Source organism: Deltaproteobacteria bacterium, assembly GCA_016178705.1.
Classification (GTDB): domain Bacteria; phylum Desulfobacterota; class Binatia; order HRBIN30; family JACQVA1; genus JACOST01.
The window spans coordinates 489,947-516,352 of the sequence record JACOST010000028.1; the positions used below are offsets into that span (position 1 = coordinate 489,947).

Genomic DNA, 26,406 nt, shown 5'->3' on the forward strand with positions numbered 1-26,406 from the left:
TCATGCCGCGAATGACAGATGGTGCTGGATCACGGTGACCGCCATGATGTCGAAGATACCCCCGGAGCGAATGTAGTCCTCGTTGGACAGCTCCTCGTAACGGTCGCGCTCTTCGTAGGCGGTCTGAATCTCGCCGTTCACCTGCCCGCGATACGCGCCTTCGAGATAGATGCGGTCGTCCCGGTGGGCGGTGACCGTGTTGCGAATGGCCGCGTCGGCGGCTTTCTCCTCAGTGACCTGCCTTATGTAGAGGGCTTCCTCGTCGCTGATGTCGAACTTGGCGCGAATCTCCGCGATCATGTCCTGAACGGAAACCTTCTTGGGCGGCGGGCCAGCGCCCTTGCTGCCTTTGCCTGGCCTCAGTTTCACCGGTCCGGCGCTGGTGGTGACGCCTTGATACTCGACGGCGGCCTTGATGACTTCCGTTTTCCGGATCTGTTTCATCAGGTCGGATACGCTGCCGTGCTTGATGAGTTGCGGACCGACGTATTCGGCGAACTTGGCGAACTCTTTCAACTCTGCCGCGTAGGTGAAGAAGCAGGTCAGGAAATGGAAAGCCTTGACGTAGCGGGCGAGCAAATAGACGAACGTCTTGCGCTCCTCAGTGTCCGCAATCTTTGCGTGAAACCGTGTGCGCAGCGCGTTGATGAAGAACTGCACCTGCGCGTCAGTGCCGGTGGCGGCCAGTTTCGCGAAATCGGCGGCGTCCTTCTGTGTGAACACGCTTGCCGCCAGAATTTCGGCGTAGAGCTTAGGGCAAAGCTCTTGATCCGGCTCTTCCGGCGCGAACGGCGTGCCTTTGCGGTATTTCTGGAACGCCTTGAGGATGGCGGCGGCGTTGTTGGTGAAGTCCACGACCACCACGTCTTCCTTGCCCTCGTGGCAGCGGTTCAGGCGCGACACCGTCTGCACGGCGTTGCGGTCCACGACGGGCTTGTCGAGGAACATGCCGGCGAGCAACGGCTGGTCGAAGCCGGTCTGGAATTTGTTGGCCACGATCATGAGCCGGTAGTCCTCGCCCTCGAACCGTTCCTCGATCAACTCGCCGTCTTTGAGTTCGTTGACGGCGTGCTCGTGAATTTCCGCGTTGGTTTCGGGATGCGTGAAATCGGAGAAAGCGTAGAGCACTTTGTAGTGCGCGCCGCGCTCTTTGAGCTTTTCCTTGATGATGTCGCAATAACGCAACCCGGCTACGCGGGAACTGGTGACGATCATCGCCTTGGCCCGGCCTTCGATCAGCGGCATCACTTGCTCCTCGAAGATGCGGAGCATCACCTCGGCCTTGTATTGGATGAGCCCGTCGTCCTGAAACGCGACGTTCATCAGCGCCTTGGACACGACGCCCTTGGGATAGACGTTCTCCTCCTCGTCCGGCGGGGGAACAAAATGGCAATGCAGGTTGTAGAGCGTCTTGTAGGAAATGATGCTGGCCGCCACGTCCACGATGTAGCCCTCGGCGATGGCCTCGGCCTCGGTGTAGTTGTCGAACGGCGCGCCGAACAGGCTGACGGTGGCCGGCGCAGGGGTGGCGGTGAACGCGACGAACAACTGATTGCCATCGTGCTCGCGGATGACCTTGGCAATCTGTTCCTCCGGGTCTAGCTCTGGCGCGTCGGCGTCCGGTTCGTCCGCTTTGCGGAACGGCAGGCGGATGGCCGCGCCCATCTGGCCTTCCTGGGAGCGGTGCGCCTCATCAATCAGGAAGGCGACGCGCAGAGTCTTCAACGCCGAGTTGTCTTGGAGTTCTTCCAACACCCAGGCGAACTTCTGCTGCGTGGTGACGATGATCGGCTTGCGGTCTTTGAGGAAGCGCGGCAGGTCGTCGGCTTTTTTGGCGATGCCCACCACGTCTTTCAGGTGGGTGAAATTCGCGATGTCCTCCCGGACGTTCGTGTCGAGCGATTTGCGATCGGTGAGGATGAACGTGATGTCCACCAGCTTTTCATTCGTGCCGGGCTTGAACAGACTGTGCAGTCTGTCCGCCAGCCAGCAGATCGAGAGGGTCTTGCCGCTGCCGGCGGAGTGGTCGGCGAGATACTTTTTCCCGATGTCGCCTTTGGCGTCAAAGTGCGCCGAGATGTCGGTGGAGATTTTGCGCACCAAGCGGCTTTGGTGGTAGCGCGGGAACAAGGTGAGCGCGGGGCGTTCCGACTTGTCGTCCTCCGCCTGGCGCTGGGGCACGCGCACGAGGAAGAACGAGAGCGCCTCCATCAACTGCTCCTTGGACAAGACTTCACGGTAAAGAAACTCGACCGGATATTCGTCTGGATTCGTGGGGGTATTGGTGAGGCCCGTGTTGTGCCAGCGGAAATTCTCCTCCCGGCGCGGGTCGGTGGCGGCCATCACGTCGCTCGTGTCGGCGGCGAGGTAAAGGAACGGGTGCTGGAAAATCCTGCGCGAGTGCTCGCGCGCGGCGAACTGCGCCACGGCATCATGCACGTTCTGGTTTTTCTCGTGCTTCAATTCCAGGGCCACGATGGGCAGGCCGTTGAGGAAGAAAACGAAATCAATTTCCTGACTCGTTTCGCCGAAATAAAAGTGTGGGCGGAAGGTGATGCGGTTCTGGGCGTATTTTTCTGCGGCGGCGCTGGCCGCGGAGCGTGGCTTGGGATAGAAAAGCCGGAACTCCATCCCGCGCACCTTCTTGAGCGTGTCGGCTTGCGTGGCTTTGAGGAAGGCCCAGAGGTGATCTTCGGCGATAAAATGCTCGGTGTCCGTGATGTCGGTCTGTTCCAGCACGCCATACTTGTGCTCGCGGACGAGGAAATCCGCGATGTGCTGCTGAAAGGTCAGCTCGGGGGATTTCTTTCGCTTGGGCACAGTCAGTCCTTTGCCGCCTCCAGACGTGTCCGGGCCAGGCGCACCGCCTCGTGGAGTTTGCGTTCCAGTTCCTTCTTCGGCAGCGCATCCGTCCAGTAGCTGGCCACGTGGATGCCGCTCTTCTGGAGTTCAAGCAGGGCGATGTGTTCCTCGCTTTTGCCCGCGCACAGGATCATGCCCAACGGCTCGGCATCGCCCGGTTCGCACGCGTAACGCTTGAGCCAGCCCAAGTAGAGTTCCATCTGGCCTTTGTCCGCTGCCTCGAACCGGCCGATCTTCAGGTCGATCGCGATCAGGCGGCGAAGTTTGCGGTGGTAGAAGAGCAGGTCGAGGTAGTAATCCCGGTCGTCGATCTGCATCCGCTGCTGCCGTGCCACGAAGCAGAAGCCCACCCCCAGTTCGAGGATGAACGCTTCCATCTCCCGCAGAATCGCCGCTTCCAAATCTTTTTCCGCATAGGTGTCTTTCAACCCGAGGAAATCGAGGATGTAGGGATCGCGGAAGACCAGATCGGGCGTGACCTTGTCTGCCTCTCGCAATTGATTGAGTTCCATCTCCGCGAGCTTCGCGGGCTTGCGCGACAGCGCCGTGCGCTCGAAGAGCATCGAGCCGATTTTCTTCTCCAGTGTGCGAGTGTTCCAGCGCTCGATGCGGCACATCTCGGCGTAGAAGTCGCGTTTGAGCGGATCGGTCATCGGGATGATGGCCTTGAAATGAGTCCAGCCCAATTGTCGCCGCAGTGCGGCGACAATCTTTTCATCGGGGAACGCTTCCGCAAACTGGATCATGCGGCGCAGGTTCTTTTCGCCAAATCCACGCCCAAACTCCACTTCCAATTGCGCACTCAGCGCGGACACAATCTGCTCCCCATACTCGGCGCGCTTTTCCCTGAGGATGTCCTTCCGGATGCGGCGGCCCACGTGCCAGTACAGGGTCGTCAGCGCGGAGTCCACGGCCCGGGCGACCCCCTCGCGAGCTTGCAGAATCAGCTCCCGCACATCCGAGATCAGCGCGATTGGCTTTCCAACTGGCAAGACCACGCCCGCTCGCTTTGTCGGTTTCCGAGGTGTCATGCCCTGCGCTCCGTAGGCTGACTTCTCTCGCTGTGCCCTGCGCGCCGCACGTCGTCGTCCGTCACCTGCCGCTGGCCGGTGACGCACTCGTGTATCAGCGACTTGCGGTAGGCGGTGAGGGTGGCGATTTGGGATTCGATGCCTGAAACGATGCGCTTCAGTTCACCGAGTTTTTCGTCTAGGTAAACACAGATAGCTTCCTGCTCGGTCAAGGAGGGTAATGGAATGGGGAACTCGCCAACCTTGGTCGCGTTCGTGCAGGCCAGGTTGGTTGTTTTCTTGCCCGTGGCCTCGAAGTAATCACGCCCATACTGAGCGGCAGTGACATAGGCGAGGAACATCGGCTTCAATTTGTGGAGGAAGCACCGCACTGCGAAGATGTGGTTCTGGTGCAGGCATCCCGTGATCTCGCCTCTCCATAAATGGCCTCGACCGAGTTTATCAAGGTCTCCGCCCTCGGTCATCAACACATCGTCAGGGCGAAGCTCAACACCCGCAGCTACGCTGGCCGGGAGTTCGATCACGGAAACGTCCGCCAAATCGAGGTGGCCGTCCTGCACATTACCGACACGCAGATAAGGACGCTCGATGAGCGAACCTTCATATTGCTTGCCGAGGGTGAGACCGCCTTGAATTGCAGCGATGCGTTTGAGGCAAACGAGCTTCCAGCCGCGTGGAATCTCTTCCATCCACGCATTGCCAGTAGATTCCAGCGCGACGCGCGCTGAGGTGCCCCGTGTCACGGCACGTTGAATGATGGACTTGCGGAGTGCGTCGAGGGTTTCGTGTTGGCGGCGTTTGGCGGCCACCGCCGCGTCAATCGCCGCACAACTCGCATCCAGATACGCCGCGATCCGCTGTTGCTCCGGCAGCGGCGGGAGGAACAGCCGCGTATCTTTCACAAAGCGAGAGGACACACGCTTTTGGCCCGCCGCGCCGACCATGTTCTCTGCTGCATAAGCGCGGTAAATGGGATTGAAGGTGACGTAATACAGGAATGTCCCGTCAATCTTCTTACTGGGCCGAAGCACGTGAAACTCGGTGCTTCCAAAGGCGTAGCGCGTTGGCAGTTTCCGCACGAACGCACCTTTCCCGTTCTCCATGCAAGGAGTGATCTTTGCGAAGAGAACATCGCCCGCCTCAAAGAGGGTCAGTCCCGATGTGACTTCGTCCAACGGCTGCTGATTCGTTACGTCAATCGCGCCATCGTCGGAAAGCAATTCCATTGGAGCGACCGTGCATGCTTCATCTGACGCGGGAACTGTCGCGGAGTAGCCCGGTGACAATGCGGCCACGTTGCGAAGCCGACTGCGCTGCCAGTCGCTCGGCATTTTACCGAGCCAGGCGTCGTTGGACTCGACAGCGCTCATTTGGCCAGCCCCTCCAATATCTTCTCTGCCTCTTTCTCCAGTTTCCAAAACTCGGCCAGCAATTCTTTCGCGGGCGTGGGCGGCTGGTAGCGGTAGAAGCATTTGTTCGGCAGGATTTCGTAGCCGAGTTGCGGGCTGTCCTCCCAGCGGATGATGGGCTTGGCGATTTCCCGCTTCAGGAACGCCTCGATGTCCTCGCCGTGCGGGATGTATTCGTCGTCCTGCACGTAGTGCCGGTGCGTCCATTCGACGGAGAGAATTTCGGGCCGGTCGGCCAAAACTGTTCTGAACTTCTTCGCCGCGTTGTCGTTGGGAGGGATGGCGAGGGTGATGGTCTTTTCTCCGTCCGCCGCTTTCACGCGCACGCTGAAGGTCAGGTCGCTAGCGTGGAACTCCAGTTCCTTGGTGACATTCGGGGCGGTGAACGCCTTCCCGTATGGCTCGGTAACAATGGCGGGCTTGTCCTGCTCGTCCGTCTGCCAGAACACGACGCCGACCTTGCGGTAGGCAAAATCTTCGCGCTGGAAAATCTTCACCTGTTCATCGGTGTAGCCTTTGGCCCAGCCCTCGCGGTAACGCTCCTCGATCCATTGGCGATGGGCGTCCGTCATGCGGTTGCGTTTACTGGCGAAGGCTTTTGGCTCTTTCTCGAATTGCTTCCGCGCGTCAATGAGCATCACGCGTCCGCGATGGCCGGCGGGTTTGTCGTTTCGCAGCAGCCAGATGTACGTGAAGATGCCGGTGTTGTAGAACAACTGGTCGGGCAGCATGACGATGGCGTCGAGCCAGTCGTTCTCCAGAATCCAGCGGCGGATTTCGCTCCCGCCCTGTCCGCAGTCACCGTTCGAGAGCGGGGATCCGTTGAAGATGATGGCGATGCGGCTGCCGCCCTCGGCGGGCGGGATCATCTTGGCGATCATGGTTTGTAGGAACAACAGCGATCCTTCATTCCTCGCAGGCAAGCCGGCCGTATAGCGGGTTTTCTTCAGCTTGAGCACCTCAGCTTCGTAGCCGTCCTTGCCGCCCCAGGTGACGCCAAATGGAGGATTGCTCAACATGCGGTTGAAGCGGTGTTTGGGCTCTGGCCACTGGTCGCCCTGGTCGCGGCTGCGCGGATCATGGGGGATGAGCGAGTTGCCCAGGAAAATTTTGACCTGCTGATCGTTCTTGATGAGGAGGTCGGCCTGACAGACGGCATAGTTCGTCGGTGATAACTCCTGGCCGTGGACGGTGAGGAACTTTTCGACGCGCTCCTTTTCCTCCGGTGTGGCGGCGCGGTCGAGCAGATGTTCCTTAGCCACGGACAACATGCCGCTCGTGCCGGCTGCGGGGTCGTAGATGGAAAAATGGCGGTCGGGAATGGGAATGTCCAGCAGCTCCACCATGAGGCGGATGACTTCGCGCGGGGTGAAGTGATCTCCGGCTACCTCACCGCTTTGTTCTGAGAAGCGCCGGAGCAATTCCTCGTAGATGTAACCCATCTCCAGCCCGGAGAGCTGGTCCGGGCCGAGCGCGAGTTCCTTGTATTGATTCAGGATCGGCGCGAGCCGGTTGTTCTTCACCATCGTGCCGATGGTGGCGCGGTAGTTGAAGTGCTCGATGATGTCCTCAACGTTCTTGGAAAAGCCGTTGATGTATTTGCGGAAGTTTTCTTCCAGGAGCGCGGGGTCTTCCTCATAGACCTTGCGGAGCGTCAAATCGGTTTTGTTGGAGAAGGGCGACTGCTTGGGATTGAGTTCGAGCTTCTTGACCAGCTTGGTGAGTTCCTTCTCGGTGAGCTTGGGCCGCTTCGCGAGCACCTCCACGCGCTTGGCCTCGCGCCACGTCAACAGCACGCACTCTAACCGGCGGATGACGATGATCGGCAGGATGACGCCCTGATATTCGTAAGGCTTGAACTTGCCGCGCAACCGCTCGGCGGATTTCCAGATGTCGCCGGCGAGGTTGTCGAGCTTGGGTTTGTCGAGAGAGAGAGCCATCGTTCAATGAACCCCTTGGAGCTGGCAATGAGGCGGCCCGCCGTAGTCACAGCACTTGCTCTTCTTCACCTTCGGCACGTGTCTACCCCGTAGGAGCCGTTAGCGCGCCTCGGTCATGATGTGAGCGTCTGTTGCCGCGTCTAACGCGGAACTCGCGAGCCATTAACAGGAGGCGCGTCTCGATACCTCGTGGGCAATATACAGTCAGGCCGCGTTCGGATGGAAACGGATGGATCGGCGGAAAAGAGGAATGCCCCCGCCGCGAATCGAACGCGGACTCCAGGCTTCGGAGGCCTGTGTGATATCCTTTTCACCACAGGGGCGTTGCGATGCAGGTAGCATGCAGGTTTGAGAGGGTCAACGAAGTGGGGATCTTACAACGATGAGCGCGCCCATCACACAGCGCGTGCTCGCGCCGGCTAAGGTGAATCTGTTTCTCCGTGTCGTTGGCCAGCGTGCCGACGGCTACCATCTGCTCGAATCGCTGATGTTGCCGGTCGATCTGTTCGACGAGCTGCGGATCGCCGTGGACACCGATGCGGCGCCGCACGTCACGTTGCGCAGCGATTCGCCGGATGTGCCGGCGGACGCGACGAACTTGGCCGCGCGTGCGGCCGTGTTGTTTCTACAACTGACGCAGATCCGTGCCGCGGTTGATATCGAACTGGTGAAGCGAATTCCCCCGGGCAGCGGGCTTGGGGGCGGTAGTAGCGACGCGGCGACGACTCTCACTACCCTCAATCGCATGCTCGATGCTGGTCGCACGGCGGACGAGTTGGCCGCGTGGGGTGCTCGCCTGGGTGCCGACGTGCCGTTCTTCGTGTTTGGCCGCCCGGCGCTCGTCGAAGGGGCAGGCGAGGTGGTTAGTCGCCTGGCTGGTTGGGATCGAATACCTCTGGTCCTTGCGTTCCCAGGAATCGGGCTGTCGACGGCGGCGGTTTATCAGCAGTACGATGCCCGTCAGGACCGCCCGCGTTCGTTGACAAAGAGAGTGTCGGCCACTAGTATCGCCGACTTCGCTACCAGCGGAAGGCCCGTGCGTGAGCTGCTGGTGAACGATCTTGAGGCAGTTGCCGCTGAGCTTCGTCCCGAGTTGCTTTCCCTCAAGAGCTTATTGGTGCAATTCGGCGCGACGGGCGCGCTGATGACAGGGAGCGGTTCGGCGGTGTTTGGGATCTGGCCGACGCGCGCGGCTGCGGAAGTGGCGGCCGAAGTGGTGCGCGGCCGGGGATTTTGGGCGGTCGCGGTCGAGACACTGCAGGTGTCACCGGCGGCAGCATGATGGGCGGTCGCCAAGCGGTAAGGCCCCGGACTTTGGATCCGGTATCGAAGGTTCGAATCCTTCCCGCCCAGTACTTGCCCGCCCTACGTGTCGGCGCGATATTGATGGAACGACGGTGCCCCGGGCGCCGGTGAAATGAGGAGTCGGGTGAGAGACGAAATCCAGGTATTCGCGGGGAACTCAAACCTCGCCCTGGCCCGTGAAGTCTGCCAGCACTTGAACGTGCCGCTCGGCAAGGCCGAGGTGCGGCGCTTCAGCGACGGCGAGATCAACGTCAAGATCTCCGACAACGTGCGCGGCAGCGATGTGTTCGTCCTCCAATCCACCTGCACTCCCGTGAATGACAATCTGATGGAGCTGCTGCTGATGCTCGACGCGTTCCGTCGAGCCTCGGCCAAGCGCGTCACGGCGGTGATTCCGTACTTCGGCTACGCTCGGCAAGACCGCAAGGTCGACCCCCGCGTGCCGATCAGCGCCAAGCTGGTCGCCGACCTCATCACGACATCCGGTGCCTCGCGCGTGCTGACGCTCGATCTGCACGCCGGGCAGATTCAAGGTTTCTTCAACATCCCCGTCGACAACTTGTTCGCGACCCGCGTGCTGCTGAAGTACGTGCGCGATCGCCTTCCCGGCGATGGCGTCTGCGTCGTGTCGCCGGATCCCGGTGGCGTCGAACGCGCGCGCGCGTTTGCCAAGCACATCAACGCCGGTCTGGCGATCATCGACAAACGCCGCCCGCGACCCAACGTGGTCGCGGAGATGCGCGTGGTCGGTGAGGTCGAAGGTCAGAAAACCATCATCGTCGACGACATCGTCGACACCGCCGGCACGCTGGCGGCGGCGGCGAAGGCGCTCAAAGACGCCGGTGCCACTGAAGTCTACGCCTGTTGCACGCACCCGGTGTTGTCGGGCCCGGCGATCGAGCGGGTCGAGCAATCGGTGCTGCGGGAACTCATCGTGACCGACACCATCCCGCTCTCCGAACCCGCGCAACGCTGCGGCAAAGTCAAAGTGCTCTCGGTCGCGCAACTGTTGGGCTCGGCCATCAAGCGTACCCACGACGAAGAATCGGTCAGTTCGCTTTTCGACTAGACCACGACAGGAGTCACACGCGATGCAAACCGTGGAAATGAGCGCCGAGGTTCGTAGCACCGTCGGCAAGGGCGCCGCGAAGAAGATGCGGCGCACGGGCAAGGCCCCTGCCGTGTTCTATGGACCGAAGCGGACCCCGCTCTCGCTGGTGATCGACGCCAAGGAGTACCGCACCCGGCTCGCCGGCATGGAAGGATCGACCCACCTCATCAAGCTGCAGTCATCGTCGGGAGAGTTGGCGGACAAGGTCGCCTTGATCAAGGACGTGCAGCTCCATCCGGTCAGCGGCGCGTTGGTGCACGCCGACTTCTACGAGGTGGATGTGAACGCCAAGCTGCGCGTCAAAGTGCCGTTGCACTTCACCGGCAAGGCGGTCGGCATCATCGAAGGTGGCATCCTGCAACCGCTCCAGCGTGAAGTGACGGTGGAGAGCTTGCCGTTCGATATTCCGGAGTACATCGAAATCGACGTCACGCCGCTCAACATTCACGACGTGATCCATATCAGCACGATCAAGGCCCCCGCGGGCATCGATCTGATCTTCGATACCGACGAAGCGCTGGTCACGGTGCTGCCGCCGACGGTCGAAGAAGTGAAAGTGGCGGAAGTCGCTGTCGAAGGCGCCGCTCCGGTCGAGGGTGCAGCGGTCCCTGCCGCCGAACCGGCGAAGGCCGAGGGCAAGGGTGGTGCCCCCAAGGTCGAAGGCAAGGGCGGTGCGGCGAAGGGCGGTACCGCGTAAGCAGGTATGGTCTTCGTCGCGGGCTTGGGCAATCCCGGCCAACGCTACGCCGACACGCGGCACAATGTGGGTTTCATGGTGATCGAACGACTGGCGCAACGCTGGCACATCTCGCTTGGCGACGATGTCGGTGGTGCGCGCACCGGTGTCGGCCGCATCAGCGAACAGCCGGTCACGCTGGTCGAGCCGCAACGCTATATGAATCTGAGCGGTGAAGTGGTTGCTCCGTTACGCGCCGACGGCGCTGCGCTCATCGTGGTCCACGACGACGTTGACGTGCCGTGTGGCCAGTTGCGAGTGAAGCGCGGCGGGGGCGATGGCGGGCATCGTGGGGTGGCGTCGATCGCCTTGTGTTGCGGCGCTGAGTTCGATCGGGTGCGCGTCGGTGTCGGTCGCCCGAGTGACGGACACGATACCTCGGCACACGTACTGGCGCCCTTTGGAGCCGATGAACAGGAAGTGATCGGGACGGCGATCGAGCGGGCGGCCGATGCAGTGGAAGCCCTGCTCAGCGAGGGCTTGGACGCAGTGATGAATCGGTTCAATCAGCGAGTGCCGGTGGCGGCACCGGCAAAGTAGGAGGCAGTTCATGCAGCAATACGAGACGCTCTTTGTGCTGCACCCAGAAGTCCCCGAGGCTCATGTGCGCGAGATCATCGAACGCGCCAAGAAACTCCTCGAAGGCATGGGTGCACAGGTCGGCCAGGTACACGAGTGGGGCCTGCGCGACCTCGCCTATCCCATTCAGAAGCTGCGTCGTGGCAACTACGTGGTGATCGAGTACGCCGCCACCGGTGAGGCGGTGCGCGAACTCGAGCGCACGCTGCGGATTGCCGATGAAGTACTGCGCTACATCTCGGTGCGCGCCGCGGAAGTCACACGCAAGGTGCGGCCATCGCGCCGCAAGCCGGTCCGCCCGGCGGCCGTCGCCGACGCGCCCGCGACTGTGGAGTAAGGAGAGGTCATGGCAGTTCCAACGCAGAGAAGCGGAAGCGGTGGCGGTCGTGGCCGCAGCGGTGGCGGAGGCGGTCGCGGGGACGAGCGCGGTGGCTCCGGCGGCGCCTTTCGTCGACGCGGGCCGGGACGGCGCAAGGTGTGCCGCTTCTGCGCCGACAAGGAATCGGTGATCGACTACAAAGACACGCGCACCCTCGCGAGCTTCATCACCGACCGCGGCAAGATCGTTCCCAGCCGCATCAGCGGCAACTGTTCACGTCACCAGCGCCGGTTGCGGGTCGCCATCAAGCGCGCGCGCACGGTCGCGCTCGTGCCGTACACCGCGGTCCAGGCGTAAGCATGCAGGGATCGTCAGCAGTCGGCGCCGCCGTGGCAATTACCGGCGGGCTCTACGTCACCGCGCTGGTCGGCGCGCCGGTGTCAGCCGTACTGCTGCCGTTCGTGCCGTTGCCCGGTTTGTTGCTCGGCGGCCGGCATGGCTGGCGCGCGTTGGGCGCGTGTATCGCCCTCAGCACAGTACTGGCGGCGATCCTCGTCGGCACGACGGCGGCGCTCACCTATCTGCTGGCGCTGGGGGCGCCGACTCTCGCAGCCACCGCCGCGTTGCGGAACGGCTGGTCGGTGGAACGCACAGTGTTGCTCGGGGCGGCAGCCTGGAGTGCGGCCGCCGTGATTCTATTGCTCGCGTCATTTGGCTCGCCGGCGGATGTGCTCAGCGGTCTGCGCGGTCAACTGCGCGAGAGTTTCGACTTGGCGATGTCGGTCTCGACTCAGCTCGGTATGCCCGAGGACGCGATGGCCGATTTGTTGGCGGCGCGCGACCCCGTGCTCGCCAGTGTCCTCGCCATTCTGCCCGGGATGCTCGTACTCACCGGCGCCATGACGATGCTGCTCAACGTCGTCATCGTGCGCAGCCTGCTCCCCTGGTTGCAAGTGAGTGACTTGCGCTTCTGGAACGCACCGCCGTTGCTGATCTGGGCGTTCATCGCGACGGGCTTCGGGATGTTCGCACCGGTCGCAGCGGTCAGTCTGGTGGCACGCAACATCTTTTTGGTGCTGATCGGGTGCTATTTTTGTCAGGGACTGGCGATCGTGAGCTTCTACCTCGCGCGCTTCCAAATCCGCCGCGGTCTGCGCATCGCCACGTATGGACTGATCATCACGCAGCAGGTGCTGCTCGCCATGATCGCGCTGCTGGGCGTCTTCGATCTCTGGGTGAACTTTCGCCGCCTCGGCGTACCGGAGTCGGACACCGACGACGATTGAAGGAGTGTTCAACATGGAAGTGATTTTGCGTGAAGAAGTACCCCACCTCGGCGTGACCGGCGACGTCGTGAAGGTCAAACCCGGCTACGCGCGCAACTACCTGCTACCGCGCGGGCTGGCGATTGTCGCCGATCGGCGCAACGTCAAGGTGCTCGACCACCTTAAGCGCGTTGCCGCGGAGAAGGGCGAGCGCGAGAAGCGCGCGGGTGAAGCGCTGGCGCAAAAGGTCACGTCGTTGCGCTTGACGATCAAAGCGCGCGCCGGTGAAGAGGGCAAGCTGTTCGGCTCCGTAACCAATCAAGACATCGAGAAGGCGATGGCGACGGCGGGTTTCACAGTCGAACGCCGCCGTATTCGTCTGGCCGAGCCGATCAAGACGCTCGGCGAGCACATGGTGCCCGTCCATCTCGCCGTTGGCGTGGACGCCCACGTCACGATCGTGGTTGAAGCCGAGCGCGAAGCGTAAACACCGCGGCGTGATCCGCTCAGCGCTTCATTGCCGAGGGATCGCGCCACGACTCCTGAAGGCGCCGCTCGAGCGCCTTGCGATCCAAATCCAGACAGCGCGCGGCAGCGCTCTTGTTGCCGCCCGTCACCCCAAGCGCTGTGTGCGCGAGCGCGTGCTCGATGGTGCGGACGAGGTGGGGCGGTAGGCTGTCGCCCGCGCGGACCGCGCCGGCGAACGCGGTGCGCAGCCCGTCAATCGCGGCACTGATGGTTGGGTCGACCTCGCGCGGGTTCGCCGTCGGCTGCAAGCCCAGTGAAGTGATCTCGGGGCCGAGGGTAAACACCAGCGCCCGCTCGATGGCGTTGCGCAGTTCACGTACATTGCCCGGCCACGAATGACTGCGTAGCTCGCCTTGTACCGCGCGGCTGAGGTGTGCCCCGCTCGCGCCGAACTGGGCGAGCAGGTGATCGACCAGTTCGGGCAAATCGCCAAGACGCTCGGCGAGCGCGGGTACGGTGAGCGTCACCACGTTGAGACGATGGAACAGGTCGTCGCGGAATAAGCCGCTGGCGACGCGTGCCGCCAGGTCCTGGTTGGTCGCGGCCACCACACGCACGTCGACATCCAGCTCCGCTTCGCCGCCGACGCGGCGAAAGCGGAGATCTTCGAGCACGCGGAGCAGCTTCGCCTGTGCCTCCGGCGGCAGTTCCTCGATCTCGTCCAATAGGATGGTGCCGCCATCCGCGAGTTCGAACAGCCCGCGCCGCCGAGCGGCGGCGCCCGTAAAGGCGCCACGTTCGTAGCCGAACAGCTCCGACTCGACCAGGTCGCGCGGCAGCGCCGCACAGTTCACGGCAACGAACGGCTTGGCGCGTCGACGGCTGAGGTGGTGGAGGGCGCGTGCGACCAACTCCTTGCCGCTGCCCGATGGTCCGACGATGAGTACGCGGGCGTCGCGCCGGGCGACGACTTCGATCTGCTCGCGCAACGCGCGCATGGGCAGACTGCTGCCTATGAGCTGATCGAGTGGATGGGGTGGCAGCGGTGGCGCGAGTGTCGCGTGGACGACCGGCAGCAGCCGCTCCTCCGTCACTGGCTTGAGCAGGTAGTCGCGTGCGCCAAGGCGTACTGACTCGCACGCCTGATTCGCGTGCGCCGCATCGCTGAGCACGATGGCGGGGAACTGCGGCGAGATCTGGCGCAACAGATCGAGGCCGGTGTGGCGCTCATCTGAGGAGCCGAGCCGGAAGTCGATCAAGCCGAGGTCGAAGCTTCCGGTGTGTGAGAGCGCCCGGGCTCGATCGAGCCCTCGCGTGTGACAGAGATCGAAACCGGCCGGCTGCAGTACCCGTTGAACCGCGGCGAAGCCGGCCGCGTCATCTACGACCAGTAGGGCCGACATCGCTGTGCCTCGCTATTGCGAGAGCGGCGCCGCCATCGATGCGGTCCGGGGTAAGACCTGCGGCGCCAGCGTCGTCAGTTCCTGACGGGTTCGAATGCCGAGTTTGACGTAGATGTTGGTCAGATTCACCTTCACGGTTTTCACGGCGATGCCGAAGACTTCGGCGATCTGCGCGTTGCGCAACCCCAAGGCCACCTGTTCGGTGATTTGCGCCTCACGCGGGGTGAGCGACCGGGGGCGCGGCGGCAAACTGATTGTGCGCCACGGTACCAGGCGTGAGGCCAGCGCGGCATCAATGGCGCTCGGAAGGTCGTCGACCGTGTCGACCACGCTGTCCAACGCGAGGTGCTTCTTGAAGATGCCGAGCGGGTGATTGCTCGCCCCGCGCAGCATGATGACCGCGACCGGCAATACGCGCGCGCGCACGCTGGCGAGCACTGGCACCGGTCGAATCGCGTCGCTGCAGCACGATACTACCAGCACCGCGAAGGGCGCGCGCTCCAACGTCGCCACAATCGTAAGCGGGTCGGCGGGTGCCGTGCGCACTTGGAAGAACGCCCTCGACCCTGCCAGCTTCGACGCCAGCCTCTCGCGACAGAGATCATGCGTATCGACGATGAGCACGAGTGGCCTCGCGTCAGTGACAGGTGCAACCGCTGAGACTGCTGTTTGCAGCACTTGCATGGTTAACCTCCCCCCGAGTTCGTTTGCCGCATCGAAAACGCGGCTCGTTTCAGAGGGAGATCAACTTGTGTGCCGAAGGGGTCGCGACGGACGGCGGGAACTAATCGCGCTGCACCCCGCTTTGCACCTGCGTACTGCAGTTGGCAGGGTGCTACGGCGCGGTAGCAGGGTGGCCTAGTGGAGGACTGGTGGGGTCTGGCGTTCGAGCGCTTCGCACAGGAGGTGGCCCCTCGATACGAAGCCTTCGGCTTCTACTCTGGCCTGCTACTCGGAAAAACGGTTGTTTTCTTCACGCTCTCCCAAAATCCGTTCGCCCGAACTCGAATCACCGCCGACATCGACTCAATACGTTCCCCCCAGCTTCGAATGGTCCCAGCTGCTCACTCGTTCGGGGATGACGCGAATAATGGTTCGCTTGCGCGCTTGCGCTTTCAACGCCTCTTCGATGCCTTCGGGAAAGGATCCGCTCATCTTATGGTGGACCCGGGCGAGTAACGCCGCGCAGCGGTCAACGTCGTGAATCAACTCGGCCCGGCCGCGCAGCAATACCCCGCGTAGTTGGTCGTACGTCGCGCCGGTCTCGGCCATCACCGCGACTTTGGGGTCGCGTTGAATGTTGAGTGCCTTTTGCGACTTCGCGTAGGTGGTCATCAGCAGGCTACCGTCGGGGTCGACGATGTACCACATCGCCACCGCGTGCGGATAGCCGTGACGATCGATGGTGCACAGCGTGATCGTGCGCTGCTCATGGAGGAAACGCTGCCGTTCCTCGGGGGTCAGTTCAATCAGCTTGCGGCGACTCATGCGATTTCCTCTCTCTCTGTCTTCAAGCAATAGCCGCTTGGCGCGGTGCGGGTACGGTCGCGGCGGCGTGGGCGAGGCAACGCGCGAGGGCCCAGCGGCCGCACTGGGCGGCGGCGAGTCCAGCGAGCAGCGCGCTGCCAACCGACTTGATCAGCATCGTGGCGAGCAGCGAAATGCCGCCGCCGGCGAGCCGGCCGAAGAGGGTCACGATGATCCAGACGGCGGCGGCAAGGCCCAGCGCCATCGCATAGCGCGTCCACAACGGCGGCATTGCCGTAGTCCCACTGATCTCCGCCGGCGTGGTGCCGAGGGCGAAATCGGTCTCGACCTCGGGGATGACCGCCACGGCGGTGAAGACGCAGATCAGAAAGGTGCTCAGCACTAGATCGTGACGCAGGTCGCCAATCGCCACCAATGGCGCCGCGGGCCCCTCGCTTTGGTGATGCAGCATCCAAGCGAACACCGCGTTGAGGATAGCGTTGATGACGACCCACGGGAGCACCAGATGCGCGACGATGTACCGCCGCCCTGATGGCGGGCGGCGGCCGACGCTGCCGAGGTGGAAGTGGAAACGCCGGAACTCGCGATCGGCAGCGGTGCGCGCCAGCACCAACGTGATCGTGGCGCCGATCGCCCCCATGCCATAGGTCGCCGCGGCGAGAGTCACGGCCGTTGCCGGGACCAGTTGCAGCACCACTGTCGTCACCACCGCCGCGATCAGTGCCGACGGCAGCGCATGCCGCGCCGACATCAGCCAAACGTTCCGCGGTGGTGGCATCCGCGCCCCGGCTGACGGTGGCGGAATGAAACGACCGATGAGGTACTGCTCGCGCAAGTTGACGATCGCGCCCTGGCTCGCCAGGACGCTACTGACGAACGGCGTCAGCGCGAAGAATGCCCAGGCGCCTTCCCAGGTGAGGCCGGCTTCCTCGGCGAAGTGTTCGTACACCACGTGCCCCAGACCGAACAGGATGAAGAACCACACGATCGCGTTGCCGATGGCGAAGATCCAGACAAATGTCCGATACGAAAAACGTGGCATGCGGGAAAACCGAGACGGCGGCAACCGTAGTCGATGACCGACGACGAGTCAAAGTGGGTGGCGCGATGTTCGCGGTTTGCTTCGCGCCGCGCAATGCTGCAATCACGATAGCAATTTGCCCGATGACAGCATGATGCACGCGCTCGGTACTGACTCGATAGGCGATGACCTGATCGTGCGTCCCGCCACGGCGACGGACACCGAGGCCCTCGTTGCCTTCACTGCCGACGTGCTCCGGCATCAAGACGCGCCGGTGCCCGATGCGCACACGGCAGCCTGGACGCGCGACCTAATGGAGGGACGCCATCCTCACTTCGCCCCCGATCAGTTTTTTATCGTCGAAGAGGTTCAGTCTGTTGCGATCATCGCCTCTGCCTGTCTGATCCCGCAGACATGGCGCTATGGCGATGTTGCGATCACGGTCGGCCAGCCCGAGCTGATCGGCACCCGTGCCGACTATCGTGGCCGTGGACTGGTGCGCGCGCTGTTCTCCGCGCTCCATGAATGCGCTGTCGCGCGCGGCCTGCATCTGCTCGCCATCGACGGCGTGCCGTACTTCTATCGCCAGTTTGGCTACGAGATGGCGCTGGAGCGGCTCGGCGGGCGCGTGCTGAACGCGGCGCGCTTGCCGACCGGCGACCGCCACGGTGCGTATCGCGTGCGCGCCGCGACTGACGCGGACGTACCGAGTATCCGCCGCATCGCCGATCAGGCAACCGGGCGCTACCTGCTGACGAGTTGTCGCGACGACCGCTTGTGGCGCTATGAGATCTCCGGCCGGCAGCCGATGAGTTTCTATCGTAGCGAGTTGTGCGTGGTGGTGGGCGCGGACGATCGCCCCGTTGGCTTCCTCGCTCACGCATCCCACACGGCGCGCCTGGCGGGGGCAACACTCGCGTTGTACGCGTGCGAGCTTGCTGCTCCCACGTCGTGGGAATCGGTTACCCCGAGTCTGCTGGCGTACGTTCGCTCAACCGGCGCGCACTACGTCCGCGTGGGTGGGGACGACTTTCGCTACGTCGGTCTCTGGCTGGGGACCGATCATCCGCTGTACGCGGCGATCGAGTCGCTACGCCCGCAGGTCGCGCCGGCGTACGCTTGGTACGTGCGGGTGCCGAACCTGCCGGGATTTGTTCGGCACGTCGCGCCGGTGTTGGAACAACGGTTAACGAGATCGGCCTTCGCACAACACTGCGGCGAACTCCGCGTGAGCTTCTATCGCGGCGGGCTGCGGCTACAGTTCGACGGCGGACGGCTGGTCGACGTCACCGCGTGGCAACAGGCCAACGATCTGGTTGGCGTCGAACGACTGCAGCCGACCACGGCGGCGCGCGCGGACGCGTTCTTCCCCGGGCTCACGTTCTTGCAGCTCCTCTTCGGCTATCGATCGCTCGACGAGCTGGCGTATGCCTTCCCTGATTGTTTGGTGCGAACCGATAATGCCCGCGCGCTGCTCACCGTGCTCTTTCCGAAGCGCCCGTCCAGCGTGTGGCCGGTAGTCTAGCCGTCCGCCGCGCTTCCTTCTGCAGGCGGCTCCGTGGTAGGCATCGGCGCGTGGACGCAACGCTGAGAGGCGTACTGGGACTGATCAAGGGTACCGACGTCGAGGCGCGTTGCGCGGCGCTGTTGGTCGTCACCCATCTGCAGGCCAGCGACGATCCGGTCGTGCAAACCGTCGGTGCCGCACTCGGCGCGAAAAACGTGGTCGTTCGAGACTTCGCGGTCGGCTACTTCGAGCAGGTCCGCCCGCGCGACGGCGTCGCGTCATTGGTCCCGCTGCTCGAGAGCGAGGACGATGCGCTGCGCCAACGCGCGGCCGCGATTCTTGCTCACTACGGTCAGGCCGCGATCGCCGGCATCAAGAAGTTGGTCAAGGACGCGCCGCGCCGACGGCTCAATGCGATCATCGATCTGTGTGCGCGAGTGCGGACCAGTGCCGCGCTCGATCTCTTGTTCGATCTGATCGCCGCCGAGGACTTCGACGTCAGTCGCACGGCGTGCGACGCGCTCGCAGCAACGGTGCCGCAGCTCGACGCGCGCGCCCGTGCCGATTTGTTTGCCCGCGCCGATCGGCTCGCCGCCGGCGCCAAGGGACAGCGCACAGGTTTGGTCGGTGCGGCCAAGCTGTTGGGGGCACTCGCCGACGCCAAGGCCCGCAAACGATTGCTCGCCATGCTCGACAGGGAGGAACCGCACGCGGTGCGCACTCACGGTCTCGGGGCGCTGCTGCAATGCTTGCGCGGCCAGTCGCTCACGGCAGCGGAGATCAAAGCCCTCCTGCCATTGTTGGAAGCCGACGACGAGACGGGCATCTTGCGGCCGGCGATTCTGTTGCTCGAAGACCAAGCGCTCGACCGCAGCTATCTCGCGCAACTCAGCCGCCTGGCCGAAAGTCCGCAGCCACTGGTGAAGCGGTTCGCAGTCCACAAGCTCGGCGCGTTCGAATCGGGTTCGGTGGTCAAGACCCTGATCGGCTACCTCACCGATGACAGCTACGCGCGCCGCGATGAAGCGGGTGTCTCGCTCAAGAAACTGCCTGCTGCGCGCGCGGCGCTGATGAAGGAGTTTCTCGCCTGCGACGATGAGCGCAAAGCGTGGACGCTGTCCGAGGTGTTGCTGGTGCACGACCGCGATTGGAAGCGCGACACGCTCAACGCGTTGTGCGCAAAGATGGAAGGCGCCCTGGAGAAGCGCGACGACCGACTGTACAGCGCCTACTTCCAGTTTCTCACGACCCTCGATGCGGCGTGGTTGGCCGAGCGCGTGCGCGCCCGCGCCGAGCACCTCCGGAAACGCAAAGACTTCGCCACCGCGGCGAAATGGTTGACGCTGTTGAAGGACTCTCCCGCGTTCGATGCCGACACCAAGTTTGCGTGCGCCGTCGCCACCCTCAAGTCGCACCCGCACACGCTGTCGCTCACCGTCCGGCGGCACGATAGCGCGCTCGAAATGTTGCGCGAGCTGTCGCAATCGACATTTGCGACCGCCGACCGCCTGCGCCGGGAGCGGACACTCACGCCCGAAGAGCTGTTCTACGTGGCCTTCAACTTCGCCGAGAGCCGCGGCGAAGAACGCGCCCTCGCGCGCGAGCTGCTCGAACATCTGGCGGCCAAGCACGGTCGCGCCAAAATCGGCAAGGCCGCTAAGAACAAGCTGCACCTCTTGCCGGCGTAGCGACGGCGAGGACGCAGCGATCCGTGAGCGAGTAGAAGATCCTCACGAGAGGCTCAGCCTCTTGCTGAGAGCGACCGATGTCGATCGACTCTGCCGGCAGGTTTGTGCCGAAACCCCGCGAATCGACGCGCGCGTAGCAGCGACGCTCGCGTCGCTCAGCCCGAGACTAGCTAGACAGCCGAAGTGAAGTCGCTGGCGTGAGTTTCGCTCCGCCGTGCCCGCGATGCGACGGGTATCCACTGCAAGCCGAGCCTACCCCGCCCATCCGCGATCTTGGACGTGCGCCGAAGTGAGCGGATCGTGCTGCCGCTGGTCGGCGCCCTCAACCGTGGAGGATCTGTAATGGACACTGTGTTGCTCGTCGATGAGGACGTCACTGCGCGCATTATTGGGGAGACGTTGTTGCGTACCCGCGGCTTACAGGTGCACTCGACGGGCGACGGGTTGGACGCGTTGAACTACTTCACCCGGGAGGGCGCTGCGGTGGTCGTGCTGGGTCTGCCCGCTGCCAACGGACTGGAGCTGCTGCGCGGGTTGCGCGAAGTGCCAACCAGTGAAGTCCCACGCGTGGTGATTGTGACCAATAGCGCCGAACCAGAGGTTGAACGCTTTGCGGAGCGCCTCGATGCCGACGCCTTCCTGCGCCGGCCGATGCCGCCGACACAGTTTGTCGCCACCATCGAAGCGCTGGTCAGCGCGTCGGCGTCGTGGGTAGCGGTGGCCACGGTATCCTGAAGACGGCCCCGAGGTACACGTAGCGCGGGCCGATCGCGTCGTCCTACGGATGCAGCCCGTAGCCGTCGATGCCCATCTCCTCGGGGAGGCCGAGCATGCAGTTGAGGTTCTGGATCGCGGAGCTGGCGGCACCCTTGCCGAGATTGTCGAGCGCTCCGAAGGCGACCACGCGGCCCCGCCGTGCATCAACATCAACGCCGAGGTGGACGAAGTTCGAGCCCGCCACCAGCGCCACGCTGGGGTAGGGTAGGAACTGCCAACTCACCTTCGGGTCTTTCTCCAACGTCAGGACGCGCACGAAGTGCTCGTCCTTGTAAAAGTCCTGGTAGAGCGCGAGCAGATCGGGGCGCGAGATCTTGCGGGTAAGGAACCCGTGACAGTTGGCCAGAATGCCGCGCGAGAAGGCACAGTAGTAAGGCGTGAAATGAATCGTCACCGGCGCACCGGCGACGGCCGTCAGCTCCTGTTCGATCTCATAGGTGTGGCGATGATCGACGACGTTGTACGGAAACGCGGAGTTGCCGATCTCGCTGTGGTGGGTTGGTACCACCGGCTCCGCACCGGCGCCCGACGTGCCGGACATGCCGTCGACGACGAGGCGATCGAGTTCGACGAGCTTCTCCTTGACGAGTGGTGCGAGCGTGAGAATCGCCGTGTAAGCAAAGCAGCCCGGGTTGGCGACCAAGCGGGCTGTACGGATCTGCTCGCGATGCAACTCGGTGGCGCCGTACGGCGCCTCTTCTACCAACGGCCACGCCACATGCTTCGCCTTGTACACTTGCTCGAACAGCGCGGCGTCCTTCAACCGAAAGTCGGAGCCGACATCGACGACCTTGGCGCCCATCTTCAGATAGCGTTCGGCGCGCGTCATCGATTCACGCGACGGCATGCACAGAATCGCGGCGTCGCACGCCGTGGCGTCCTCTTCCTTGATGAAGCGCAGCCCGGTGCCGAACAGATTGCGATGAATTGACTCGAGGTGTTTGTCGCCGCGCGACGTCACCCACGCCACGCGCATGCGCGGGTGCGCCAGTAACAGACGCAACAGTTCGCCCCCCGAGTATCCGGATCCGCCGACAATCCCGACCGCAATGTCCTTCGCCACGCGCGCTCCTCCTTACGCCGCAAACCTTACCGAGAAGCGGTGCGCAGCGAAAGGCCGCGGCGACGGTTGTTGAAGTGGGCAGGGGAGCGGGCCGAGCACCGCTACTCGGGCAGTTCGATTTGCAGCTCGCTCTCCGCCACGAAAGTCGCGACGCGCAAGAAGGCGCGCGCGAGTAGAAAGACCTGCCCCCACAACAGGGAGAGATTCATCCCAAACGTCGTCGTCGCTGGCAGCAGCGCCGCCAGGCTCTGATAGACCAGCCACACCAACCCGCCACTGAGCAGCAGCGCCACGGCAAGCAGAGGTGCCCGCGCATCGCCGCGCGTGACGAACCACCACGCCCAGCGGTAGGCGCGCAGCGCGCCGACGCCGCGCCGCGCCGCGTAGATCCGCGCGTGATCATGGACGGTGACCAGCCCGATCAACAGCGCGCCCGCGAGCACGAGCGCGGTGCCGTGGATGTAGTAGTACGGCATCTCGCTGGGGCTCTCCGATAGCCAGCGGACGAGCAGCCGCGCCGTGATTGTGATCGCGGCAAGCGCGACAATGACGATCGCAGTGGCCAGCCCCCACAGTCGCGCACAGACCGGATAGAGTGCAAAGCCGCGCCGCCAGAACTCGCGCGGGAGAACGGCCACGCCGGGATCTTGCGTCGTCCCGGCGAGGCCCGCGTTGAGCCCGATCCCAAGCGCGACGTTGGTCAGGACCAAGAGCAACGCGATCACGAACAACTGCGCGAGCGATTCACGGTGATAGCGCCACAGCTCGATCAGCACGTTGGCGTCGAGGTCGCGCAGCAGCGTGGCGGTGGCTAGCGAGCTGTCGAGCGCCAGGTCGAGCCAATGGCCCGCGCTGAGGCTGAAGGCGAGGGCGAACATCGCACTCATCGCCCACACTTGCAGTACCAGCGACGAACGCCACATCGCGCCGCGGCATGCCGCGGCCAACACGCGTCCCATCGCTACAGCCCCGTGAGCACGTGCAGCAGATTCTGAAACCAGAATCCCCAGCGTCCAGCGAGTCGGATCACGCCACGAGTGGCCTGGTCGCGCATTCGCGAGTTGTTGGTGAGGTTGATGTCCAGCGGCAGTTTGTGACGCGGATCCACCACTGCATAGTCGACCCGTTGCGTGCCGACGTACTCAAAGCGGCGCCACCGATCGGTGCCATCCCACCATTCAGCCGTCTCGGTGCCGTCCTCGAATGACACGGTGACCTCGACCGGCATGCGCAAGTCTCCCAGCCGCTCGACCACCACCTGATTGCGATAGCGCTTCTCCTTCGGTGCCGGTGCCGCCTCCTCAGCGGTGGCTGCCGGCACGTGGGCGCCGGCGAACTCGAGCGCGTCCTCGGTTTCGACATGGGTCACCGCATAGTCGAGCGTCCCCGTGCCGTAGATGGTTTCATCGAAGTACCACCACAGATCCTCACCCGCGGATTCGTTGATGGCTTCGATGAAGTCGCGCGCCGTCGGGTGTTGAAAGCGCCAGCGTTCGAAGTAGTGCCGCAGCGCCACGTGCAAGCGATCGCGGCCGAGGTACCGGTCCAACGTCGCGAGCAGCAGCGCGGTCTTCGCGTAGGTGATGCTGCTGTAACTGCGCCGATCGAGGAACTGCCAGGCATAGCGCGTGAGTGGATCGTGGCTCGGCGCGGCCAGATAGCCCGCACGCCGCGCGGCGATGCCGTCGACCCGCAAGCTGGAGACGTCGATGTAGCTTCCTTGCGGGCCATAGCGCTCGTCCATGATCAGGCCTTCGACGTACGAATTGATGCCTTCGTCGAGCCACGCCGCTTCGAACTCGTTGTTGGCCACCATCCCGTACCAGTATTGATGACCGAACTCATGAATGGTGACCAACTCGGGGAAGCGCAGGCCCGCCGGCATCCACCACGAGGTCCCGACGGTGATCAGGGTCGGATACTCCATGCCGCCGGCCCCGTTGCCGCCGGGGGCTGGATCGACGATCGTCAGTTGCGAATACGGATAGGCCCCGAACCAGTCGCGATAGCGCAACATCGCAGCCTTCACCGCATCGAGGTGCCGCGCTGCCTGGGTTACGTGGTGCGGTTGCAGAAGTAAGCGCAGCGTGACCGCGTCGAAGTGGTCGGTGACTTCGATGAAGCGCGGGTCGACCGTCCACGCGAAGTCATGGACGTCTTCGGCGTGATAGCGCAACGTCTTGCTGCCGTCGCTGTTGTCGTGTTCCTCTTGGCGCTCGCCGGTAGCGCCGACAACCGAGTCGCGCGGCACCGTGAGCCGCACGTCGTAGACGCCGAAGTCGGCGAAGAACTCGGTCGTCAGATGGTACTGGTGACAGTTCCACGCGCCACCGTCGTACACGCCGATCTTGGGGAACCACTGCGCGACAAAGTGGAACGGGCCAGCGTAGCCAGCGCGCGCAAAGATCTTCGGCAGCTTGGCGGTGAAGTCGACTTCGATTCGCGCACTGCCCCCGGCGCCGATCGGATGTTCGAGCGGCACGCGGATGACCGTTCGATCTTCGACGTTGTCGTCGTCAGGATGAACCCACTCGATTGCCGCCGTACGGTCGCTGCCATCGACGACGAATCGCGAGATCGCTTGCTGTCCCCAACCGTCCGGCTTGTCGCGCTGCCAGTCCTCCACCGCCTCACCGGCCTCGCGCATCAGCGATGAGCGATTGTTGGCGAAGGCGTTCAGGTACAAATGGAAGTACAGGTCGGGGGCGCTCTCGCTGCTGGTGTTGCGCCAGGTGAGCACTTCGCGCGCGGTGACGGTGTGCTGCGTTACGTCGAGCCGCGCGTCGATGTCGTAGTTCGCGATCCGTGACGACAACGGTTCCGCTGCCGCCGCCGCCGCGAGGCACACCGCCAAGGCGATGAAGCCGGTTGTAAGTCGACCGCGCACGTCAACTCGGCGGCGGCACGGCGCGCGCGAGCGCAGCGCGGAAGAGGCGGGGTACAAGCACCCGCACACGGCTAATGATGCCCATCACTCGCGGAACGGTCATCTCCGGTTTGCCGCTGCGGATGCACGCGAGCAGGGCCTGCGACACGGCTTCCGGCGGCCACGGTCGGTCGACGCCAGGTGGGCGGTGATCGAGATGGTCGGCCAACTCGGTGGCGATCGGGCCGGGGTAGATCGTGATCACGCGCACGCCAGTGTCGCGGAGTTCGATCGCGAGGCTTTCCGCGAAGCCAGTCATCGCGAACTTTGACGCCGTGTACGCGGTGAAGCCGGCGGTGCCGATGCGCCCCGACACTGAGGCGATGTTGGCGATGACGCCGGCGCGCCGCGCCAGCATGTCGGGCAGCACCGCCTTGGTGCAGTAGACGGTGCCGAAGTAGTTCACCTGCATCAGCCGTTCGAAGTCGTCCGACGTCGTCTCGGTGAAACGGCGATACAAGCCAACCCCCGCGTTGTTGACCAGCATGTCGATGTGGCCGCGCTGCGCACGGACATCTGCGATCGTACGCTCGACCGCGGCGCGGTCACTCACGTCGCATTGGATGGCGAACGAGTCGGGACTGAACCGACGGCACTCGGCGAGTGTGGCGGCGAGTTGATCGGCACGCCGCGCCACCGGTACGACGAGCATGCCTTCACGCGCCAAGTCGATCGCGATGGCCCGCCCGATGCCCGACGACGCGCCGGTCACCACCGCGACTTGTCCCCTGAGGTTCACCCGATCCCCCCCTCCAACTCGGCCGCTGTTATATACGAGGCGTGGATGCGCGTACCAGCCCGACGATCGTGCCTGACGATTGTGCCTGACGAACTGGGCCGACAGTTACGGCGCCTTCGCACCCCGCAGGCGCTTGAGGAGTGTGGGGATCATGGCCACGACGGCGAGCAGCGCGAGCGCTATGAGCGCCTTCGACACGAGACCTTGGCCACCACCGGCGGCTTCGCGCCCGGCATACCCGAGATACACGTAGGCGGCGGCGGCCGGCATCATGCAGAAGAACGACGCCAGCGCGTACGGCACCAATCCGATGTTGGTCAGGCCTAAGGCGTAGTTGAGGATGTTGAACGGAAACACCGGCACCAGCCGCGTGAAGGCGACGAACTTCCAGCCTTCGCTCTCGACACCGCTCTTGATGCGCACGAGCAAGCCGGAGGTGTTGGACAAGCGCCGCTCGACCCAGTCGCGCCCGAGGTAGCGCGCGACGACGAACGCGAGCATAGCGCCGCCGGTGGCGCCGATGATCGTGTAAACGGTGCCCCAGACCGGTCCGAACAATACGCCCGCGGCGATCGTCAGTGGCGCACCGGGCAAGAACAGCGCCGGACCGATCACGTACAAGGCGATGAACGCCAGCGGTCCCCACGGTCCGAGCGCGCGCACCGCGTATTCGATGTTGTCGACGGTGATGTACTGGCGCAGGCCAACCCCGGTGGCGATGACGGCCGCGATCAAGAGCAACAGAATGATGAGCCGCGTCGACACCGTT

Annotated in this window: 24 protein-coding genes and 2 tRNA genes; 12 read left to right on the forward strand and 14 right to left on the reverse strand. The window is 63.6% G+C overall.

Features of this window, described 5'->3' with window-relative positions:
* The 5 genes from HYR72_19185 to HYR72_19205 all read right to left on the reverse strand — a co-directional run bounded on the left by HYR72_19185 (position 1) and on the right by HYR72_19205 (position 7,565).
* Positions 1 to 2,820, reverse strand: coding sequence for a type I restriction endonuclease subunit R (locus tag HYR72_19185; protein MBI1817104.1), 2,820 nt, complete (start codon positions 2,818 to 2,820; stop codon positions 1 to 3).
* Between the two features lie 2 nt (positions 2,821 to 2,822).
* Positions 2,823 to 3,893: a DUF1016 domain-containing protein gene (locus HYR72_19190; protein ID MBI1817105.1), complete on the reverse strand. Its 1,071-nt coding sequence runs from the start codon at positions 3,891 to 3,893 to the stop codon at positions 2,823 to 2,825.
* Positions 3,890 to 5,263 carry a restriction endonuclease subunit S gene (locus tag HYR72_19195; GenBank protein MBI1817106.1) on the reverse strand — a complete coding sequence of 458 codons (1,374 nt, stop codon included), beginning with the start codon at positions 5,261 to 5,263 and terminating at the stop codon, positions 3,890 to 3,892. Before HYR72_19195 ends, HYR72_19190 begins: the two co-directional genes overlap by 4 nt.
* Entirely contained in the window at positions 5,260 to 7,242 is a 1,983-nt protein-coding gene (locus HYR72_19200; GenBank protein MBI1817107.1) for an SAM-dependent DNA methyltransferase, read from the reverse strand. The genes HYR72_19195 and HYR72_19200 overlap by 4 nt, the downstream gene beginning before the upstream one ends.
* 251 nt (positions 7,243 to 7,493) lie before the next feature.
* A tRNA-Arg gene (locus tag HYR72_19205) sits at positions 7,494 to 7,565 on the reverse strand.
* Between the two features lie 59 nt (positions 7,566 to 7,624).
* Here HYR72_19205 and ispE point away from each other — a divergent pair.
* The 9 genes from ispE (at position 7,625) to HYR72_19250 (ending at position 13,044) form a co-directional block, all read left to right on the forward strand.
* The gene (ispE, locus tag HYR72_19210) at positions 7,625 to 8,524 is read left to right on the forward strand and encodes a 4-(cytidine 5'-diphospho)-2-C-methyl-D-erythritol kinase (protein ID MBI1817108.1); all 900 of its coding nucleotides are present in this window, start codon (positions 7,625 to 7,627) and stop codon (positions 8,522 to 8,524) included.
* A tRNA-Gln gene (locus HYR72_19215) sits at positions 8,525 to 8,595 on the forward strand.
* A 64-nt stretch (positions 8,596 to 8,659) separates the two neighbouring features.
* Positions 8,660 to 9,616 carry a ribose-phosphate pyrophosphokinase gene (locus HYR72_19220; protein MBI1817109.1) on the forward strand — a complete coding sequence of 319 codons (957 nt, stop codon included), beginning with the start codon at positions 8,660 to 8,662 and terminating at the stop codon, positions 9,614 to 9,616.
* A 22-nt stretch (positions 9,617 to 9,638) separates the two neighbouring features.
* On the forward strand, positions 9,639 to 10,355 hold the full coding sequence (locus HYR72_19225) for a 50S ribosomal protein L25 (GenBank protein ID MBI1817110.1): 717 nt from the start codon (positions 9,639 to 9,641) through the stop codon (positions 10,353 to 10,355).
* Between the two features lie 6 nt (positions 10,356 to 10,361).
* Positions 10,362 to 10,934, forward strand: a complete 573-nt coding sequence (locus HYR72_19230; protein ID MBI1817111.1) for an aminoacyl-tRNA hydrolase — start codon at positions 10,362 to 10,364, stop codon at positions 10,932 to 10,934.
* Between the two features lie 10 nt (positions 10,935 to 10,944).
* Positions 10,945 to 11,310, forward strand: a complete 366-nt coding sequence (gene rpsF, locus HYR72_19235) for a 30S ribosomal protein S6 (GenBank protein ID MBI1817112.1) — start codon at positions 10,945 to 10,947, stop codon at positions 11,308 to 11,310.
* Between the two features lie 9 nt (positions 11,311 to 11,319).
* Positions 11,320 to 11,649, forward strand: a complete 330-nt coding sequence (locus tag HYR72_19240) for a 30S ribosomal protein S18 (GenBank protein ID MBI1817113.1) — start codon at positions 11,320 to 11,322, stop codon at positions 11,647 to 11,649.
* A 2-nt stretch (positions 11,650 to 11,651) separates the two neighbouring features.
* Positions 11,652 to 12,578: a DUF2232 domain-containing protein gene (locus HYR72_19245; protein MBI1817114.1), complete on the forward strand. Its 927-nt coding sequence runs from the start codon at positions 11,652 to 11,654 to the stop codon at positions 12,576 to 12,578.
* A gap of 13 nt (positions 12,579 to 12,591) precedes the next feature.
* Positions 12,592 to 13,044, forward strand: a complete 453-nt coding sequence (locus HYR72_19250; GenBank protein ID MBI1817115.1) for a 50S ribosomal protein L9 — start codon at positions 12,592 to 12,594, stop codon at positions 13,042 to 13,044.
* A gap of 19 nt (positions 13,045 to 13,063) precedes the next feature.
* On the opposite strand, the gene HYR72_19255 is transcribed toward HYR72_19250, so the two are convergent.
* From HYR72_19255 to HYR72_19270, 4 genes are all read right to left on the reverse strand, one after another.
* Positions 13,064 to 14,428 (reverse strand): sigma-54-dependent Fis family transcriptional regulator, encoded by a 1,365-nt coding sequence (locus HYR72_19255; protein ID MBI1817116.1) that lies wholly within the window; start codon positions 14,426 to 14,428, stop codon positions 13,064 to 13,066.
* Positions 14,429 to 14,440: 12 nt separating this feature from the next.
* Positions 14,441 to 15,112, reverse strand: coding sequence for a response regulator transcription factor (locus HYR72_19260; GenBank protein ID MBI1817117.1), 672 nt, complete (start codon positions 15,110 to 15,112; stop codon positions 14,441 to 14,443).
* A 342-nt stretch (positions 15,113 to 15,454) separates the two neighbouring features.
* A complete protein-coding gene (locus tag HYR72_19265; protein MBI1817118.1) occupies positions 15,455 to 15,916 on the reverse strand; it encodes a pyridoxamine 5'-phosphate oxidase family protein in 462 nt (153 codons plus the stop codon).
* A 22-nt stretch (positions 15,917 to 15,938) separates the two neighbouring features.
* Complete coding sequence (locus HYR72_19270) at positions 15,939 to 16,958, reverse strand: hypothetical protein (GenBank protein ID MBI1817119.1); 1,020 nt, start codon at positions 16,956 to 16,958, stop codon at positions 15,939 to 15,941.
* Positions 16,959 to 17,088: 130 nt separating this feature from the next.
* Between HYR72_19270 and HYR72_19275 the strand changes: the two genes are divergently transcribed.
* From HYR72_19275 to HYR72_19285, 3 genes are all read left to right on the forward strand, one after another.
* On the forward strand, positions 17,089 to 18,462 hold the full coding sequence (locus HYR72_19275) for a GNAT family N-acetyltransferase (GenBank protein MBI1817120.1): 1,374 nt from the start codon (positions 17,089 to 17,091) through the stop codon (positions 18,460 to 18,462).
* A 50-nt stretch (positions 18,463 to 18,512) separates the two neighbouring features.
* Positions 18,513 to 20,132, forward strand: a complete 1,620-nt coding sequence (locus HYR72_19280) for a HEAT repeat domain-containing protein (protein MBI1817121.1) — start codon at positions 18,513 to 18,515, stop codon at positions 20,130 to 20,132.
* 342 nt (positions 20,133 to 20,474) lie between these two features.
* Complete coding sequence (locus HYR72_19285) at positions 20,475 to 20,867, forward strand: response regulator (GenBank protein ID MBI1817122.1); 393 nt, start codon at positions 20,475 to 20,477, stop codon at positions 20,865 to 20,867.
* A gap of 43 nt (positions 20,868 to 20,910) precedes the next feature.
* On the opposite strand, the gene argC is transcribed toward HYR72_19285, so the two are convergent.
* The 5 genes from argC to HYR72_19310 all read right to left on the reverse strand — a co-directional run bounded on the left by argC (position 20,911) and on the right by HYR72_19310 (position 26,402).
* Positions 20,911 to 21,972, reverse strand: coding sequence for an N-acetyl-gamma-glutamyl-phosphate reductase (argC, locus tag HYR72_19290; GenBank protein MBI1817123.1), 1,062 nt, complete (start codon positions 21,970 to 21,972; stop codon positions 20,911 to 20,913).
* A 101-nt stretch (positions 21,973 to 22,073) separates the two neighbouring features.
* Positions 22,074 to 22,931: a hypothetical protein gene (locus tag HYR72_19295; protein ID MBI1817124.1), complete on the reverse strand. Its 858-nt coding sequence runs from the start codon at positions 22,929 to 22,931 to the stop codon at positions 22,074 to 22,076.
* A gap of 2 nt (positions 22,932 to 22,933) precedes the next feature.
* Positions 22,934 to 24,859, reverse strand: coding sequence for a M1 family metallopeptidase (locus HYR72_19300; protein ID MBI1817125.1), 1,926 nt, complete (start codon positions 24,857 to 24,859; stop codon positions 22,934 to 22,936).
* A gap of 1 nt (position 24,860) precedes the next feature.
* Positions 24,861 to 25,637 carry an SDR family oxidoreductase gene (locus HYR72_19305; GenBank protein ID MBI1817126.1) on the reverse strand — a complete coding sequence of 259 codons (777 nt, stop codon included), beginning with the start codon at positions 25,635 to 25,637 and terminating at the stop codon, positions 24,861 to 24,863.
* 105 nt (positions 25,638 to 25,742) lie between these two features.
* Positions 25,743 to 26,402 carry a TVP38/TMEM64 family protein gene (locus HYR72_19310; protein MBI1817127.1) on the reverse strand — a complete coding sequence of 220 codons (660 nt, stop codon included), beginning with the start codon at positions 26,400 to 26,402 and terminating at the stop codon, positions 25,743 to 25,745.
* Between the last annotated feature and the right edge of the window lie 4 nt (positions 26,403 to 26,406).

Coding starts and splice junctions, on each gene's coding strand:
- HYR72_19190 (MBI1817105.1), bottom strand. CDS start 3,893: ATGACACCTCGGAAACCGACAAAGCGAGCGGGCGTGGTCTTGCCAGTT.
- HYR72_19195 (MBI1817106.1), bottom strand. CDS start 5,263: ATGAGCGCTGTCGAGTCCAACGACGCCTGGCTCGGTAAAATGCCGAGC.
- HYR72_19200 (MBI1817107.1), bottom strand. CDS start 7,242: ATGGCTCTCTCTCTCGACAAACCCAAGCTCGACAACCTCGCCGGCGAC.
- ispE (MBI1817108.1), top strand. CDS start 7,625: ATGAGCGCGCCCATCACACAGCGCGTGCTCGCGCCGGCTAAGGTGAAT.
- HYR72_19220 (MBI1817109.1), top strand. CDS start 8,660: ATGAGGAGTCGGGTGAGAGACGAAATCCAGGTATTCGCGGGGAACTCA.
- HYR72_19225 (MBI1817110.1), top strand. CDS start 9,639: ATGCAAACCGTGGAAATGAGCGCCGAGGTTCGTAGCACCGTCGGCAAG.
- HYR72_19230 (MBI1817111.1), top strand. CDS start 10,362: ATGGTCTTCGTCGCGGGCTTGGGCAATCCCGGCCAACGCTACGCCGAC.
- rpsF (MBI1817112.1), top strand. CDS start 10,945: ATGCAGCAATACGAGACGCTCTTTGTGCTGCACCCAGAAGTCCCCGAG.
- HYR72_19240 (MBI1817113.1), top strand. CDS start 11,320: ATGGCAGTTCCAACGCAGAGAAGCGGAAGCGGTGGCGGTCGTGGCCGC.
- HYR72_19245 (MBI1817114.1), top strand. CDS start 11,652: ATGCAGGGATCGTCAGCAGTCGGCGCCGCCGTGGCAATTACCGGCGGG.
- HYR72_19250 (MBI1817115.1), top strand. CDS start 12,592: ATGGAAGTGATTTTGCGTGAAGAAGTACCCCACCTCGGCGTGACCGGC.
- HYR72_19255 (MBI1817116.1), bottom strand. CDS start 14,428: ATGTCGGCCCTACTGGTCGTAGATGACGCGGCCGGCTTCGCCGCGGTT.
- HYR72_19260 (MBI1817117.1), bottom strand. CDS start 15,112: ATGCAAGTGCTGCAAACAGCAGTCTCAGCGGTTGCACCTGTCACTGAC.
- HYR72_19265 (MBI1817118.1), bottom strand. CDS start 15,916: ATGAGTCGCCGCAAGCTGATTGAACTGACCCCCGAGGAACGGCAGCGT.
- HYR72_19270 (MBI1817119.1), bottom strand. CDS start 16,958: ATGCCACGTTTTTCGTATCGGACATTTGTCTGGATCTTCGCCATCGGC.
- HYR72_19275 (MBI1817120.1), top strand. CDS start 17,089: ATGATGCACGCGCTCGGTACTGACTCGATAGGCGATGACCTGATCGTG.
- HYR72_19285 (MBI1817122.1), top strand. CDS start 20,475: ATGGACACTGTGTTGCTCGTCGATGAGGACGTCACTGCGCGCATTATT.
- HYR72_19295 (MBI1817124.1), bottom strand. CDS start 22,931: ATGGGACGCGTGTTGGCCGCGGCATGCCGCGGCGCGATGTGGCGTTCG.